Source organism: Cohnella sp. (assembly GCF_041640265.1).
Taxonomy (GTDB): domain Bacteria; phylum Bacillota; class Bacilli; order Paenibacillales; family Paenibacillaceae; genus Cohnella.
In genome coordinates, this window is the sequence record NZ_JBEQAP010000009.1 from 1 (window position 1) to 16,609 (window position 16,609).

General features: G+C 46.8%; 15 protein-coding genes. 1 reads left to right on the top strand and 14 read right to left on the bottom strand.

Annotated elements, in window-relative coordinates; all coding sequences use genetic code 11:
• Positions 1–140 precede the first annotated feature (140 nt).
• The 12 genes from glnA to ACESLK_RS09165 all read right to left on the bottom strand — a co-directional run bounded on the left by glnA (position 141) and on the right by ACESLK_RS09165 (position 13,081).
• A complete protein-coding gene (gene glnA / locus ACESLK_RS09110; protein WP_373229015.1) occupies positions 141–1,565 on the bottom strand; it encodes a type I glutamate--ammonia ligase in 1,425 nt (474 codons plus the stop codon).
• A gap of 266 nt (positions 1,566–1,831) precedes the next feature.
• Positions 1,832–2,893, bottom strand: coding sequence for a 3-deoxy-7-phosphoheptulonate synthase (gene aroF / locus ACESLK_RS09115; protein ID WP_373229017.1), 1,062 nt, complete (start codon positions 2,891–2,893; stop codon positions 1,832–1,834).
• A gap of 121 nt (positions 2,894–3,014) precedes the next feature.
• Positions 3,015–3,515 carry a DUF2062 domain-containing protein gene (locus ACESLK_RS09120; RefSeq protein WP_373229019.1) on the bottom strand — a complete coding sequence of 167 codons (501 nt, stop codon included), beginning with the start codon at positions 3,513–3,515 and terminating at the stop codon, positions 3,015–3,017.
• A gap of 32 nt (positions 3,516–3,547) precedes the next feature.
• On the bottom strand, positions 3,548–4,507 hold the full coding sequence (locus ACESLK_RS09125) for a 4-hydroxy-3-methylbut-2-enyl diphosphate reductase (protein ID WP_373229020.1): 960 nt from the start codon (positions 4,505–4,507) through the stop codon (positions 3,548–3,550).
• Between the two features lie 189 nt (positions 4,508–4,696).
• On the bottom strand, positions 4,697–6,178 hold the full coding sequence (locus tag ACESLK_RS09130; RefSeq protein WP_373229022.1) for a sensor histidine kinase: 1,482 nt from the start codon (positions 6,176–6,178) through the stop codon (positions 4,697–4,699).
• A 4-nt stretch (positions 6,179–6,182) separates the two neighbouring features.
• Positions 6,183–6,869 carry a response regulator transcription factor gene (locus tag ACESLK_RS09135; RefSeq protein WP_373229024.1) on the bottom strand — a complete coding sequence of 229 codons (687 nt, stop codon included), beginning with the start codon at positions 6,867–6,869 and terminating at the stop codon, positions 6,183–6,185.
• Between the two features lie 79 nt (positions 6,870–6,948).
• The gene (locus ACESLK_RS09140; protein WP_373229025.1) at positions 6,949–8,448 is read right to left on the bottom strand and encodes a S1C family serine protease; all 1,500 of its coding nucleotides are present in this window, start codon (positions 8,446–8,448) and stop codon (positions 6,949–6,951) included.
• A 171-nt stretch (positions 8,449–8,619) separates the two neighbouring features.
• Positions 8,620–9,033: a YugN family protein gene (locus ACESLK_RS09145; protein WP_373229027.1), complete on the bottom strand. Its 414-nt coding sequence runs from the start codon at positions 9,031–9,033 to the stop codon at positions 8,620–8,622.
• Positions 9,034–9,082: 49 nt separating this feature from the next.
• Positions 9,083–9,757 carry a response regulator gene (locus ACESLK_RS09150; RefSeq protein WP_373229029.1) on the bottom strand — a complete coding sequence of 225 codons (675 nt, stop codon included), beginning with the start codon at positions 9,755–9,757 and terminating at the stop codon, positions 9,083–9,085.
• A 45-nt stretch (positions 9,758–9,802) separates the two neighbouring features.
• Entirely contained in the window at positions 9,803–10,831 is a 1,029-nt protein-coding gene (locus ACESLK_RS09155) for a sensor histidine kinase (RefSeq protein ID WP_373229031.1), read from the bottom strand.
• A gap of 1 nt (position 10,832) precedes the next feature.
• Positions 10,833–11,834, bottom strand: coding sequence for a cell wall-active antibiotics response protein LiaF (gene liaF / locus ACESLK_RS09160; protein ID WP_373229033.1), 1,002 nt, complete (start codon positions 11,832–11,834; stop codon positions 10,833–10,835).
• Between the two features lie 227 nt (positions 11,835–12,061).
• A complete protein-coding gene (locus ACESLK_RS09165; protein WP_373229035.1) occupies positions 12,062–13,081 on the bottom strand; it encodes an ABC transporter substrate-binding protein in 1,020 nt (339 codons plus the stop codon).
• Between the two features lie 261 nt (positions 13,082–13,342).
• Here ACESLK_RS09165 and ACESLK_RS09170 point away from each other — a divergent pair, with 261 nt between their 5' ends.
• The gene (locus ACESLK_RS09170) at positions 13,343–14,626 is read left to right on the top strand and encodes an ammonium transporter (RefSeq protein WP_373229036.1); all 1,284 of its coding nucleotides are present in this window, start codon (positions 13,343–13,345) and stop codon (positions 14,624–14,626) included.
• 56 nt (positions 14,627–14,682) lie between these two features.
• Here the strand turns inward: ACESLK_RS09170 and ACESLK_RS09175 are convergent, their stop codons facing one another.
• Positions 14,683–15,027, bottom strand: coding sequence for a hypothetical protein (locus ACESLK_RS09175; RefSeq protein ID WP_373229037.1), 345 nt, complete (start codon positions 15,025–15,027; stop codon positions 14,683–14,685).
• Between the two features lie 95 nt (positions 15,028–15,122).
• Positions 15,123–16,568 (bottom strand): methyl-accepting chemotaxis protein, encoded by a 1,446-nt coding sequence (locus ACESLK_RS09180; protein WP_373229039.1) that lies wholly within the window; start codon positions 16,566–16,568, stop codon positions 15,123–15,125.
• Positions 16,569–16,609: the final 41 nt, after the last annotated feature.

The window sequence follows — 16,609 nt, forward strand, 5'->3', positions numbered from 1 at the left end:
TTCGGTATAAGTTTAGTTATATTATACCATATTAACGCGGTGTCGCATTAAATTAATTGGACATAATAAAAGCTGTCGAGACTTTCTCGACAGCCTGAAAGCTCCCATAAAGGGAGCTTTGGCTTTTTACGATTTTGAGATTAGCAATCGAAGTAGAGGCCATACTCATGCGGATGAATACGGATTGCTACAGCTTTCGCTTCGGAGCGTTTCACATTAACATAGTTCTCGATGAACTCTTTCGTGAACACGCCGCCTTCAGTCAAGAACTCGGAATCAGCCTCAAGAGCATCAAGCGCTTCGTCCAATGTTCCTGGAACGCTGCGGATTTCTTTCTTCTGATCATCGGAAAGCTCGTAGATGTTAGTGTCGAAAGGTCCATAACCCAATGCGGACGGATCGATTTTGCGTTTAATTCCATCCAAGCCTGCCATCAGCATTGCTGCGAAAGCAAGGTAAGGGTTAGCCGTGGAATCCGGTGTGCGGAACTCGATGCGGCAGCCTTTAGGAGTAACTGCAGCAACTGGAATACGTACAGCTGCAGAGCGGTTACCTTTGGAGTAAACCAAGTTAACTGGTGCTTCATAACCCGGAACAAGACGTTTGAACGAGTTTGTCGATGGGTTAGTGATTGCAATCAGCGCTGGAGCATGGTGGAGGATACCACCGATGTAGTGCAACGCCATTTGGCTAAGGTTAGCATATGCGCCCTTTTCGTAGAACAAAGGCTCTCCGCCGTTAAAGATGGATGAATGTACGTGCATTCCGCTGCCGTTGTCACCGAAAAGCGGCTTCGGCATGAATGTTGCGACTTTGCCATATTGGCGAGCCACGTTATGAACGATATATTTATATTTCATAAGGTTATCGGCAGTAGTCGTTAGCGTATCGAAACGGAAGTTGATTTCCGCTTGGCCTGCAGTCGCCACCTCGTGGTGATGACGCTCAACGCGTAAGCCTGTTTCTTGCATCAAGCGAACCATTTCACTGCGAATGTCCTGTTGGGAATCAACTGGAGCAACCGGCACATATCCGCCTTTAACTCCAACTTTGAAGCCTAGGTTTCCGCCTTCTTCTTTGCGGTTCGTGTTCCAAGCCGCTTCTTCTGAATCTACGAAGAAGGAAGAAGAATTCATTGTCGATTCATAACGAACGTCATCGAAGATGAAGAATTCGGATTCTGGCGCGAAGTAAGCAGTCGTGCCTACACCGGACTTCTGAAGGAACTCTTCAGCTTTGTGAGCGATCGAACGAGGATCACGCTCGTAACGCGCACCGTCTGGCGTGTGGATATTACAGATTACGATTAGAGTTGAATGGGCTGTGAAAGGATCCACATATACGGAAGCCGTATCTGGCATCATGACCATATCGGATTCTTCAATACCACGGAAACCCGTGATGGATGAACCGTCGAATGCTACTCCGTTAACGAATGTATCAGAGTCAACTTCGGTAGCTGGCAAAGTAATGTGATGAGCGCGACCCGCTAGGTCGATAAAACGGAAATCAACGAACTCAATGTTTTTTTCCTTGATCAAATCCAGAACTTGTTGTGCAGACATTAGAATTTCCTCCCCATTTCCGAACATTAAGTGTGTGAAACCGATCTATTGTTCAAGTTTTCACCGAACTTATGAAATTATTATAAAACTCACCCACAATAGCGTCAATACTTATGTAAGGTATTTTTTGCGCAGGTGTCAGCATTGCTCACACCCTGGGCAAAAAGTTCATAAAATGTTCAAAAGAACTATTAATTCTCTTAAATCCAGCAAAAAGCGACCTGCATCACATAGGCCGCTGGCGAACGATTCAATTTCGTTATCATTTATTTAATCCAAGTTGAGAAAGCTTCTGCCGGCGCTTTCTCCGTGTTAAATTTCTTGCCAAGTAATGGAGCGAGCTGCTCTAGCTCTTTCAGTAAATTCGCAAATTGATCAGGGAAGAGCGATTGTACACCATCACCGGTAGCCGAGTTGTCCGGATCCGTGTGCATCTCAATAATCAATCCGTTAGCCCCGGCAGCGACGGATGCTTTCGTCATCGCCTCTACGAGCTCACGACGTCCTGTAGCATGGCTGGGATCTGCGATTACCGGGAGATGGGAAAGCTGTTGAATAACTGGAATCGCAGCCAAGTCGAACGTATTACGCGTATACGTTTCAAAGGTGCGGATACCGCGCTCACATAACATGACATTCGGATTTCCGCCTGCGAGGATATACTCTGCGGCATTCAACCATTCATCATAAGTGGAGCTGAATCCGCGTTTAAGCAATACTGGATTCTGTATTGTTCCTAGCTTGCGAAGCAGATCGAAGTTCTGCATGTTACGCGTACCCACCTGCATGATATCCGCGTATTCGGCGCAAACATCAACGAACTCAGGGGCCATAACCTCGGTAATCGTCAGCAAGCCATATTTCTCGCCTGCATCCTTCATCCACTTTAACCCTTCCACGCCAATACCTTGGAAGCTATAAGGACCTGTACGCGGCTTGAACGCACCTCCACGAAGAACCTGTCCTCCTGCTGCCTTGACCAAGCGGGCAATCTCATCGATTTGCTCTGGAGTTTCCACCGCGCAAGGTCCGCCCATAACAACCAGATTGTCCCCGCCAATCTTGACGCCTTTTACTTCAATAATGGTATCATCCGGGTGAAAATCACGGCTCGCTAGCTTATAAGATTTCGAAATCTTAATTACATTCTCAACGCCTTGCATAGAACGAATATGTTCCGCCAACGTTGGCTCCGCTTTGCCGATTATTCCGATGACGGTGCGGTCTGTGCCGCGGGAAACGTGCGCTTGCACGCCGGTTTGTTCAATATGACGGACAATTTCCGTAATGCGTTGTTCCGCGATATGCGGGGAAGTAATAACGATCATGACCTTCACGCTCCTGATTGGTTTAACGCGTATACGCTTCAACGCTTATACGCTTTTAAGCACTAAAGTAAATATAAATGAAAAAATCGTCCCTGTCAACAGCAATAGGACGATTCCTCACTTAATCCAGTACCGTTCTCGACTCTACCCGCGCACGATTGATTTTCTTCTTATCCTTACGCTTCGCTTTATAGGCATTAATACTATATTTAATTGGAAAATAGAGCAGAAAGCCCAGAATCGCCCCATCAACCATTCCCCCTACAATCAGCTTTAGGTTGGTGAGCAGCAGATGATTGAACCATTCTGGAACGACCGGCAGATGAAAGCTCAGGTCATTCGGCAGTATCCATCCCCCTACTTTGGAATTCGGATACATCATGGGAATGTATATCACTTTACCCACAACAAAACCAATTAGAGCAGCGGGGATATTACCTCTAAGCAGATAACATAATGGAAAGATTAGGACAAAGGCAAAACCCAAGGTTGGCAACGTAAACATCTCTATTGCAAGTCCAATCGCAAATCCCATTGCAACTATAGAGGCTCCGCCTTTAGCCCGGATGAGCATCATCTGTTTATACTTCAGCCAGCGGCGTATCAAAAGAAGTCGATGCATGGGTTGCTCCCTTCATTGGATGAATCAAACAATTACATCATCGCATCTGCGGATTTTATTTTTACGTTTGGGAGCAGCTTGTTCGGATTTACAGTACGTACAATCGGCCATGTCTCAGGAATATCCGAATCATATTGCTCCAAATAAGCGATAACTTCCTTCGTGAGGGCTGTAGGCGTTGATGCACCAGAGGTAATAGCCACGCGTTGCAAGCCTTGCAGCCACTCTTGTTTGATCTCAGAAACATCCGCTACGCGATAGGCTGGAACACCAGCTATTTCCTGCGACACCTGAGCCAACCGATTCGAATTGTTGCTGCGCGGATCTCCTACGACGATACATAGCTGTGCTTCACCTGCTTGATCGGCAACCGCTTCTTGACGGACTTGAGTCGCCAAACAAATCTCGTTGTGAATCTCAGCGGTAGGAAAGGCCGTCAACAACAAAGACATCAAATGCTTAATGTCCCATTGGGACATTGTGGTTTGATTCGTAATAATGATACGGTCAGTCATTAGCTGAAGCTTCGCTATATCTTCTTCCCGTTCAACGAGATGAACATGACCGGTAGCGATACCGATGGCACCTTCCGGCTCGGGGTGGTTCTTCTTGCCGATATAGATAACCTCGTAGCCTTCGTTAACCTTCTCCCGAATAAGATCGTGGGTCTTAGTCACGTCTGGGCAAGTCGCATCGACTAAAGTCAAGCCTTTCTCCTTCGCTCTTCTCCGAACTTCCGGCGAGACGCCGTGCGCGGTAAAAATAACCGTTCCATTTTCAATCTGCTCCAGAATCTCCAAACGGTCGTTGCCGTCCAAGGTTATGATTCCTTCTTCCTTGAAAGCTTCCGTTACATGGCTATTATGAACAATCATGCCCAATATATAAATGGGACGCGGTAAATCCAGGTTACGCGCCGTTTGCAGAGCAAGCACCATTGCATCCACCACGCCGTAGCAATAACCGCGTGGAGATATTTTGACGACTTCCATTTTAAAAGCCTTCTTTCCCGCCTGAGCTAATTTCCATTCTCCATGCTGGAGAGGAAATGGGCGTATCGATACTATCTATTATAACTGATTACGGATAGCGGATAAAGTCGATAAAAACAAAGGATGGCGATCGATTCGGCTTTTACGCCGGTGCTCGATCGCCATTTTCTCCGTTCCCCCCAAGGGACGCTAATTTGTCACGATTGGAAACCACACGGTAAGTTTTGTACCCTCGCCTTGATGGGTTCTAACTTCAAACCTAGCATGATGTATATCGGCTATCCATTTCGCAATAGAGAGACCTAGTCCGGTTCCCGCAGTTTCGCCTCGCGAGACATCCGCACGGTAGAATCTTTCGAAGATATGAGGTACTTCCTCCGGGCTCATGCCGATACCTGTATCGGATACCGTCAACCCGACGTACTTATCCGACTGTACACCATACAGCCTTACGACTCCGCTCGGAGTGTACTTAAATCCATTCTCAATGAGAATAAACAATAATTGCAGCAGGTAGTCGCGATTCCCTTTTACCTGGACCCCTTCAAGGGCATCTAGCGGACCTACCACCCATTCCGCACTTCGGGGCAGGAACGAGGCACGACGAGCCGCCTCCTCCGTCAATGCTCGGAGCGACATATTTTCCATCTCGATGGAATAACCCGCATCTGCTCTCGCCAGGGATAACAAATCGTTGACCAATCGACTCATCCGACGCGCTTCATCAGCGATATCCCGAATCGACTCCAATGACATTTGTTTCCTTTCCATTACAGACCTCTCTGCCGCACCTTCTTCCTCAACCTCCGCACGGTTGCTCCTTTTCTCGTCCTCAAGCCATATTTTCTCCAGCAGATCCACGTTTCCCCGAATAGTTGTCAACGGCGTCCGAAGCTCATGCGAAGCATCCGATACGAATCTTCTCTGGGCTATATTAGTGTCCTCCAAGTTCTTATACGCATGCTCTAATCCGGAGAGCATACCGTTCAAGGTGTCAGTCAACCGCCCAATTTCATCGTTAGGCTTCTCTCGAGGAATTCTTAATCCCAGCCCAGAGCCGCTCTGAATCCTCTCTGCCGCTTCTGTTACGCGATTGATAGGCATTAACGCTTTGCGAGAAAAGAACATGCCTAGAAAGAAAGCAGCAACGATTCCGGCAATACCAGAAATCCAAAGAATCGTACGCAGCTGTGAGAAGAGATGCTCTTCGCGTCCGGTGTAAGTCCCCACTTGAAGGAGTCCTACTACGTTACCTTTGTATGGAACAGGCGCTTCAAGGATTAGAAACGGGGCCCCGTTTACTTGCTTAGAGGCAAACCTGAATTCCATAGGAACCGTGTCTTGCTTAGGAATCTCTAACGTAATTTCCTCTGTACGAGGACCGGCCAACATATTTTCCGTTTTATATTGCACCATGCCTGTAATGGATTGCCTATAACTCACGAGCTGAAGAAACATATTGTTCCCATCGAATCCTTGGGGCAATCTTCCACGCAAATCAACATCGTGATTGAGGATAACTTCTGTATCTACTGCAATACGAGATAGTTGACTTCTCAGCTCTGACATCGTGTTATTGTATACGAAGCTATATACGAGAATGCTAAAAACGGCCAGCGCCACTGTAAGCAATCCAGAGTACCACAAAGTCAGCCTTAGCCGGATGGACATTTTCTTAGCTGTCCCCTTTCAGAACGTAACCGGCTCCTCTTACAGTCTGGATCACCCGCTTCTCTCCGCCGTCCTCCAGCTTCTGCCGGAGCATGGCGATATAAACCTCAAGCACATTGGATTCACCACTGTAATCATAACCCCAAATACGCTCCATGATGAGATCCCTTGACAGCACCCGCTTCGGATTCTGCATGAAAAGATGAAGAAGGTCGAACTCTTTGGCCGTAAGATCTATGCGCCGGTCTGCACGCATTGTCTCACGCCCATCCACATCGAGAAGCAAATCGTCATAGCGGAAGTGACCTTCGTCGTCAGATTTATCAGGCCGTCTTCTGAGCAGCGCTCTGACGCGAGCCATCAGCTCTTCGAGCGCGAAGGGTTTAACCAAATAATCATCAGCGCCTAGATCCAACCCTTTTACCCGATCCGTCACCTCATCCTTAGCGGTAAGGAGAAGAACGGGAGAGGAAATCCCCGCTTCCCTTAGGCGTCTGCACACTTCCCAGCCATCCATCTTAGGCATCATAACATCCAGTATGACCAAATCAGCCTGTCGCTTGCTCAGCAGGTTCAATCCTTCCGCTCCATCTGAAGCGGTCGAAATCTCATACCCTTCGAACGCCAAGCTGCGACGCAGCAACGAAGTTATTTTTTCATCATCATCAATGACCGCGATATGGGGTCTCACAGTGAACGCCCTCCTCTGTCGACAAAGAGCGGGAGAACCTCTATTACCGGTTTCCCGCTCTATCTTTTACAAATTACTATTACTGCGTTTCGAACTCATTACGATCACCGATCTCGACGGTTATTTCAATCTTCTTATCCCCGCGTATAACGCTTAAGTTGACTTTATCGCCAACCGCCATCGTCTGAATCGCGGCTATGAGATCCTCTATCGTTTTATAATCCTTACCGTCCATACCTGTAATGACGTCATATTGACGCAGGTCAGCTTTATAAGCCGGGGTATTGAACAACACTTCTCTTACGAAAGCTCCTTTAACTGACTCATCGATACCCAAGCGCTGTGAGATATCCTCAGTCACATTCATTAAATTTGCACCAATGAAGGGAACCGGCTTTTGGGGAATCTTGGTATTGCTCTTCAAGTTCTCAAGCACCTCTGTAATCGTACTGGTCGGAATGGCAAACCCAATTCCTTGTGCTTGAGAGCTGACCGCGGTATTGATCCCAATGACTTCACCCTGCAGGTTCAAGAGCGGTCCACCCGAGTTGCCTGGGTTAATGGAAGCGTCAGTTTGCAGCAGATGCTTATAATTACGCGTTCCGTTCGCATCTGGAATGCTGATCTCGCGTTCATTGGAGCTCAGTACGCCTACTGTTATGGTATGGTCAAAGCCATAAGGGTTACCGATCGCAACAACCCAATCCCCCATGTTCAAATGGCTTGAATCCCCAAGCTTCAACGTCGGGAAGTTGCTGCCTTCGATTTTGAGTACAGCCAAATCCAACTCATAGCTTGAACCGAGCAGCTTAGCAGTTAGAGGTTTTTCGTAGCCGTCAACCATAACTTTAATTTCGCTTGCGCCGCCAACCACATGCTGATTGGTCAGAATATATCCCGTTGAGTCGAAGATAAACCCGGAGCCCATACCGCTTGGCTGCAGCTCTCCCCCGGCATTACCGTCATTACCATTGCCGCCGTTTCCATAATCATCACCAAAAAACTGACGAAAAAAGTCATCATCCATAATACCGCCGCCGTTGTTTTGCTGAGCGCTCGCATAGGTTTCAATCTTAACGACGGCAGGAGATGATTGCTCGAAAATCTTGGCGATATTATTAGGACGAATAACATCGCCGGTATTGACAACGGGATCACTTGCAGCCTTCACTGCAGTATCTTGAACCTGTGTGGTTCCGCCGAGCAGCTCCGATGAGAACCAGTCTCCCCGATCAGCAGCGAACATCAACCCGCCAACTGCAACTACGCCCACCAGGAAAGCTGCGAATACCGCACGCAATGAGCTGCGACGAGGCGGTTTAGCTCCCCAGTCACTGCGAACCGCACCGCCGGATACAGTGAAAGGACGATACTCACGAGAAGCAGATGACGGCAACAACTCCGTATGGGTTTGCTCCGAAAGAGTTTGCTCCTGGGGACCGTAAGCTTGATTCGGTCCAAAAGGTCCAAAGGTATAGGGTTCTGATTCCCTTCGAACATTAGCGTAGGGATCATCGCTCTTCTCCGAATCATATGTGAATCCTTGCAGCTCTTCTGGTTTTTTGTTCTTATCTTCCATAGTAGAAGCCTCCTCGCGTCGCTTTGAGCTGACGCCGTTCTGTATTTCTTATTTATATATTAAACCCGAAACCTTAAAACTATCTTAAATGGAAATGAATACGAAGTAAAAGCTTAAAAAAAATCCTCTCTTAACAAAGAGAGACGGCACTCTCGTGCCGCTCGCCTTAACTTAAGCCGGATATAACGATTCCACTATTTTCAGCTTCCTGCTGGCAAGATTTATCCAGTGACTCTCAATTTCGTCATCGGGATCAATCGGATCGGAGAATTGGTCTACCATCGCACCGAATGCTCGGGGCTGTGCCTCTCGATCTGATCCTTCATTGTATACGTGCTTTAATACAAATGGCTGTCCGAAGCGGATAGCAGTGTGATTTTCTTGCGATTCACTGTCCAAACTTCCGACGGTTACGTCAAAGGGCAAACGAAGCCAAACCTTGTTCGCGTCGTCTAATGCACAATCGAATGAGCCGTGATCATAGTCCCAGTTGCCGCCAAGTCCGAATCCATGTGTCGAAAGGGTGCTCCTTACATGATCATAATCCTGTACCTGTAAAGTTAAAGAGGAGGGAATGGCATACACTTTGGGGAAGCCCCCTTTTTTCTTACTAGCGTATCCAGTGTCCGATAAATTATTCCGCTTTTACCCATCCTTTGCGGTGAGCATAGATGGCTAGCTGCGTACGGTCCTCCAGATCACATTTCATTAGAAGGTTGCTTACGTGCGTTTTTACCGTTTTGATGCTGATGTGCAGCTCGTTCCCAATGTCCTTGTTAGATCTGCCCTCCGCTATTAACAAGAGAACTTCACGCTCCCGCTCGGTCAAGCCTTCGACCTCATAGCTCACGGATCGCTTGCGCAGGCCCCGGGTCAATGCTTGTGAAACATCACCGCTCATGACGGGCATGTGCTTGATCGCCCCTTGCATCGCATAGATAAGCTCATCCGCCGAAACAGTCTTAAGAACATAACTAACAGCTCCCGCTTCTATTGCTTCTACTACCTTTTCATCTTCTAAAAAACTAGTGAGAATAATAATCTTTAACTCCGGGTGTTTGGCGAGAAGCGCCTGTGTCGTCTCAACTCCGTTCATTTCCGGCATTATGAGGTCCATAAGAACAAGCTGCGGTATTGTCCCTTGATAGCCCCCCTTAGAGAGTGACTCAATCGCCTCTTTCCCGCTTGCCGCTTCTCCAATGACTTCAAACCTTGAATCTAGCATTAAATAAGTGCGCAAACCCATGCGGACCATTTCATGGTCATCTACGATTAATACTTTCCACGGGGAAACTGCAGGCTCTATCATCTTCATCTGCTCCTAGAATCTATTAATCTTTCTACAATCCGAATTTCATTCTGCATCGGAATCGAAGTTTGGGAACCATACCCGCACACGAGTGCCCGATCCCGGTTTTGTCACAATTTCCGCTTCGCCGCCCAGCTTCTGAGCTCGCTCGCGCATCGTAGATAAGCCATATGCACCCGTTCTTACCTGATCACCGCTGAACCCGGAGCCATTGTCTTCAATAAACAAGGAAATTTGACGATCGGTTTCTCCTAGAAAGAGACGCACGCTCTTAGCTTCGGCATGCTTGACTACGTTAGCCATCGCCTCTTGAATAATGAGGAATAACTGATGTTCCTTCGCCTCGGATAGAATACCTCTAATTTGAATCTCAAGCGTTCCCTGCAGGCCATTCTGCCGGCAATAATCCGGAAACCAGCGCTCCAGCGCCTCCTCGAGCGTTCTTCCCTGCAATTCCATCGGGCGCAGCTGAACGATCAATCCACGCATCTGACGCTGGGCAGTGGAAGACATAGCAATCAACTGCTCCATCACCTTCTGTGCATGCTCAGCATCACGTTCTAATAACTTAGGCAACGAGGACGCAGACATATGCAGGGCGAATAACTGCTGACTAACGGTATCGTGCAGATCGCGAGCTAGCCGTCTTCTTTCCTCTAATACTGCTGCCTCCTGCGAAGAGGCTTCCTCCATTACATCTCGTTCACCCAATTGTTGAAGCAGCTTTAGCCTGGCTTCCAATTGTCCGAGCATGACATTAAACTCCCGGTGAACCCCTGAGAAGGCATCTCTCTCCACCTCGGATAATCTTGAATTCCAATTTCCTGCGGAAGCTTGCTTCATGACGACCTGTAATTGATCAAGCTTACGTTGCATGCGTTGACCAAACCTGTAAGAAATGACCATCTGTCCGAGCACCACAATACTTGTCCAGCTTAACCACGACTCCAGCGTCGGATGACTTTCCGACATTACAACCCAGCCGAAGTACAGCAATATCATTAAGGCAAGGGTTGATAATCCAGCAACAACCGAAGATTCCCACTTACTCATACGCACAAATCTTATCATCATATTAGCCTACCTTCGTTACTCGAACATCACCGATAAAGCTGCTGACGACAAGTACAACACGTTTATCTGTATCCGCATAGCTGGGCGTTTCCACTGACATCTGGTTAAACACGCCGCCGCGTTTTTGATCGAGTACCTTCACATCGCCAATTAAACAGCTAGATACCACCTGAATTCCCACTCCGAAATCATTGGGTACAAACACCTTTACATCGCCGATAAAAGAAGAAACATAAACTCTTGTCTCACCGATCGGGATTTGCGCTTTCGTTAAATCCAATGTTGTATCCCCTATAAAATGTGAGATACTCATCGGACGTAATTCCCAATAATCGTTGCCTAAATGTACGTCTCCAATGAATCGGCTGTGATTAATCCGATTAGGATTACTCCAATTATGCTCTTTCCACCTGTCCGCATGCTCATGCCTTTGCTTCCAACTATTATTATGCTGGGAATTCGATTTTGGAGGCTGATCATTGTCCTTGAATGGCAATTTAGATAAGTTCGGACCTATAGGCGGTACGTTTGCATTACTGTTCGGTACAGGCCGCTCGAATTCATCCAACTCTGGCGGTGCAGGCGGCGGCCCCGGGGGCATAGGTGGAATCGGCGGATTAATAGGGTTCCACTGTTCGCTTTTCCCTAGCTTATCCGCCTTACGAGGACGCTTACCTTGGAAAATCATGCCTATTCCAAATAGGATAAGCGCGATCGGCCAAATGAAGTGTATTAATTCCCCTATACCCCAGTTAATCCAATTTAGATTCCGGCCAAGAAAGAAAAAACCAAGCAGGATAACCAGCGGGTTCCACCAGAAACCGCCAGCACGTTGCATAAGTAAGCCCTGCAAACCAAATATGATCATGATTATTGGCCAAAAAGTCGAGAAGAGTTCACCTATATCCATCGTGATAACACCCATTTGATTTAACAAAAATATGACTCCAACTGCCACAATTGTCATTCCCCAACACAATCGATGCACGATCGATGATTGCATAGCGCTGTCCTCCGTTTATCGCGATCAAGTCCTTCTGTTTACAGTATAGCGAACCTATGGCTTTGAACAACAGCGGCGCGGGTAGTATGTTTTCCTCAGTCTACAGACCGAGTAGATACTGGATACCATGCAAAAATCCCTTTTCTATGGTTATTATAAAGAAAAAAGCTGTGCTAGAAGGCCGAAGCGGCCGATTAGCACAGCTCTTATTATTTTATGGCTTCAAATTACTTAACAACACTCTCAAGAACGTCATCAATAATTTGGCTGTTGGCGATTGTACCTGTATACAACCAGCTGGTTGTATTGCTGTATTCGTATAAGTTCCCATTCTTCACAGCAGGAATCCCTTGCCAAACCGGATCCTTAAGCGATTCCGATCCCGTTGATACATCACTGTTGATCAGGAATAGATGATCCGCATCTAATAGCGCTAATTGCTCCAGTGATATGGGATTCCAGTTACTTTCGCTTGTTTTTGATATTTCCTCCACAATTTTGGGTATTGCCATCCCCAAATCCTTGTACAACACTGCACCGCTGGAAAGCTTTTCACTAACGATAAAGAAATTTTTCTGCACAAGCCAGACCGCTGCAGCGGATTGCGTACCGACAGCATTAGTCAATTTTTCTTTTGCGGCAGCGGCTTTCACTTCATAATCATTTAATACCTTCTGCGCTTCCTCGCTCTTGTTAAGCACTTCACCGATCTTCAGCAGCGCTTGCCGCCAATCATTATTAATTTGGTCCCCGATCGTATAAGTTGGAGCAATCTGCGAATACTGCTTGTACTTATCACCCTCAACATTAGCTCCCGATCCCATAATGATCAGATCCGGTTCAAAGCTGGTAACCGCTTCGAAAGGCAGATCATAAGGAATGTTTGGTACGCCATTTAGACCCTCTATCAAATAATCCTGCACACCATTGGCTACGGACCACTGCGCAACCGGCTTTATGCCCAAAGCAATTAAATGATCTTCTAAGTATGCAGCGATAATCCGCTGAGGATTCGCTGGAATTTTCACTTCATTACCGACGCCATCCGTTAACGTTTTTTCAACCGCAGCCTCTGAAGAGGCTGAAGCACTTGCAGATGGACTTACGGTTTCTTCTGCCGGTTTTGCTGCAGACGTTGCTGCCGGAGTAATATTCGCTTCGTTATTGCCGCAAGCCCCTAACCATAAAGACATGACCACTAAACCAACGAGAATAAGGACAGATTTTCTAGCACTACCTAAAAACACAGTGGTTCCCCCTTAATTATCTCTATTGTTTCCATTGGAAACAGCAGTTCACTTTATGCTCCACTATTCCAAAGATGTTACAATGATAACAATTATCATTCTCACTGTCAAAAGATTTTTAAGAAACCAGAATTCCTCTATCTGTTGCCTTTAGTGTTACTTTTCATTACATTATTCGTTGACTATAGTCATTCTCCACTATATAATGAGGTCGGATTTCTACTTTTTTTGTAGAGAATACCTAACACAAGGGGAATTAGAATGGATATTTCTACGCTTTCTAGAGGATTAGACACCATCTGGGTCGTATTAACTGCCGCAATGATTTTATTAATGGAAGGCGGCTTCGCTCTGCTAGAGGCTGGATTCGTTCGCCAGAAGAACGCTGTCAGCATTATTATGAAAGTGTTCGTCGACATAGCATTCGGGGCACTCGTATTCTATGCAATTGGCTTCGCATTGATGTACGGTAAAGATACAGGGGGATGGATCGGCTTATCGGGCTTTTTTATGGGGGGCGATCTTTCACACCTTGTGCTGAACATCTCTCACGATACCTACTGGTTGTTTCAATGTGCATTCGTAATTGCGGTAATCTCAATTGTATCCGGTGCCGTCGCCGAGCGAATACACTTTCGCGCTTATATCATCTATACAATCTTTATGACTGGACTTATTTATCCAATATCGGGACACTGGATCTGGTCACCCAACGGTTGGTTGGCCCAATTAGGTATGATTGATTTTGCCGGATCTGCAGCCATTCATGCTCTGGGTGGATTCGCAGCACTCGCCGCGGCGATCTTTATCGGACCTCGTATTGGCCGATTTGGACCTGCTGGCAAGATTAACGTAGTATCTCCCTCTAACCTGCCGCTTGCATCTGTCGGAGCTTTCATTCTATGGTTCGGGTGGTTTGGCTTTAACTCTGGAAGCACCTTGAGCGCAACAAATGACAGCATCGGGCATATTGCAGTAACCACCATGCTAGCATCGGCTGCCGGCTGTGCAGCATGTATCTTGTTCACTATGCTGCGTTACCAGAAAGCGGACCCCCCAATGGTTATTAACGGTGCATTAGCGGGACTTGTTGGAATTACCGCAGGCTGCGCCTTTGTATCTGATGCCGCTGCCATTCTTATTGGAGCGGTATCCGGAATTACGATGGTGCTAGCAAGCGAATGGCTCGAAAAACGCAAAGTAGATGACCCTGTCGGCGCTTTCGCTGTGCATGGTATCAGCGGCAGCATAGGAACGCTGGCAGTCGGGCTATTCGCTATGCCAGACACATCATCGCATAGCGGCTTATTTTATGGCGGTGGATGGTACCTTCTTGGCATTCAGGCACTTGGACTAATTGTGGTAGCGATATGGGGCTTCTCTCTGACTTGGCTTGTATTAAAGCTCATTCAACAATTCAAACCGGTACGCGTATCTCGCGATGAAGAGCTCATCGGCCTTGATGTGGGAATCCACGGCGTTCCCGCCTACAGTCAAGATCACGACTTCCTCGATGTCGATCGGCTGCGCTCCGAATCAGAATAATAAAAGTACCGGAAATAAAAATGAGGCTGCCCACTAGGGACAGCCTCATTTAACTATTACACCAGCTCTGCAGGTATAGAACCACTGAGCATATCTTGATAATTCGAAACCTCGAGACGAAGCAATCGCGCTTTCTCCATAGGCTTCTTAACATAATGGATGTATTCAACGGCTAAATGATGATCAGGCTTCTTGCCCGTTAACATGCGACGAAACGTTGACATCGACCGATAAGCTTGCTCTTCTAATCTTAACCGTCGTTCATATCGCTCTACCAATTGTTCGATTTCCAATATTTCCTGCTCCCGTTTAACAATTAACGCTTGAAGCAAGGAATGTACCTCTGCAGTTTTCCGGCGCGGAACGGATTGTGCCGTAATGGATATAACCGGCTCAGTCATCTTAGATCACCACCTGAACTTGTTAACTTTGTTCACATTAAATATATCATAACGGATTATCATTGATTTGGGAACTATTTGTGGCAAATAATATGTCACGAGACAACAATATCAATGCCAACTACACCAAAAGCTGTGCCATCGATTCGCCGAATAGGCATTGAAACGGTTAAACAAGGTCGTTTCGTAATTGCAGAAATATATATTTCAGACACAAAAGTTTGTCCGTTCATTGCATTCTTCCACCACTCACGGCCTCTGGCATTTAACAACCCCGCCTCAGGCTCGGAGTATACGAAAGAACCGTCACTCCGATTGGACCATATCGCTTCCATCCCATTCGTTCGATTTAACCAACCGCTTAAAACTTCTCTGTGAGTTTCTTCCGCCATCCCTGCAAGCGCGGGATCGGATACAAGTGTGCGCAATAAATCTGTCCACCGTGCCGTATCTGAAGCGATTGAACCTTCCCAAACACGACCCCCGGCTTGCTGAACCGCAGCAACCAATTCATCTGCTGATTCCTTCAACTCTACAGATACTCGGCCTAAATTATTAATTTCCGTTCGCTGACGCTTGTTCTGAGCTAACGTGTCATCTACACTGCTAATGGTTTGCCCAACAGAATCCACGACGTCCTGAAGCATATGATTGGTTTCTATCGTTCTATCGGCTTGCTCTACAGCATAATCCAACGTTTTACTGACATGTCGCTCAACCTTCAAAAACGAGTTAAAGATAATGTCCATCTTTTCTCTTGTTATGCTCATTTCTTCTAAACCAAGGGATACGGATTGTTTCTCGCGTTCCACTGAGCTCACAACTTGGCGAATACCAGTCTCAATGTTCTGAACGATGCTTGTCGAGCGTTTGATGGCCTGTCCACTTTGCTCGGCAAGCTTCCTTATTTCTTGTGCTACAATAGAAAACCCTCGCCCATGTTCACCTGCGTGAGCTGCCTCGATGGCCGCATTCAAAGCCAGAAGGGAAGTTTGAGCAACGATTTCTTGGATCAGCTCATTTATTTCACTAATCTTGGATGCTTGTGCGATTAATCCATTCACACGTTCTTCCATAGTGCCGTGATTATTGGATAGTTCGCTCATTACTTCATCCGTATGATTCAGCGAACGACATACATCAACAACAACCTCTTTCGTCTCTTGGCTGTGCGCGGTTAATTCCTCTGCAACACTGCGAATTTCCTGTGATGCTGCTGCTACCTCCTGCAACGAAGAAAATGCTTCCTCTAAACGACTCATGGCTGTTTGGCTATGCTGGCGCAGCTTATCTTCTTGTTCCGCAGCTCTGTCTGCAATAGAATCCAGTTGGCTCATACTCGAGTCTACTTCAGATACCGCTGCTTGGAGACGATCCGAAATAACGACAGCTTCTTCTACCATATGACGAAGAGCTTCTGGATTTGCATCTGCGGGCGAGAATTCATCTAGTATTTGTGCACTATTATTACCTGTTCCAGAAAGTTGAGTTTTCTTAAACCTTATGCCAATACTCTGCTGCCAACGTTGCCATCTCGTCATCTCTAATCACTCCAACAAACATCGATTGTCGATACATGTTA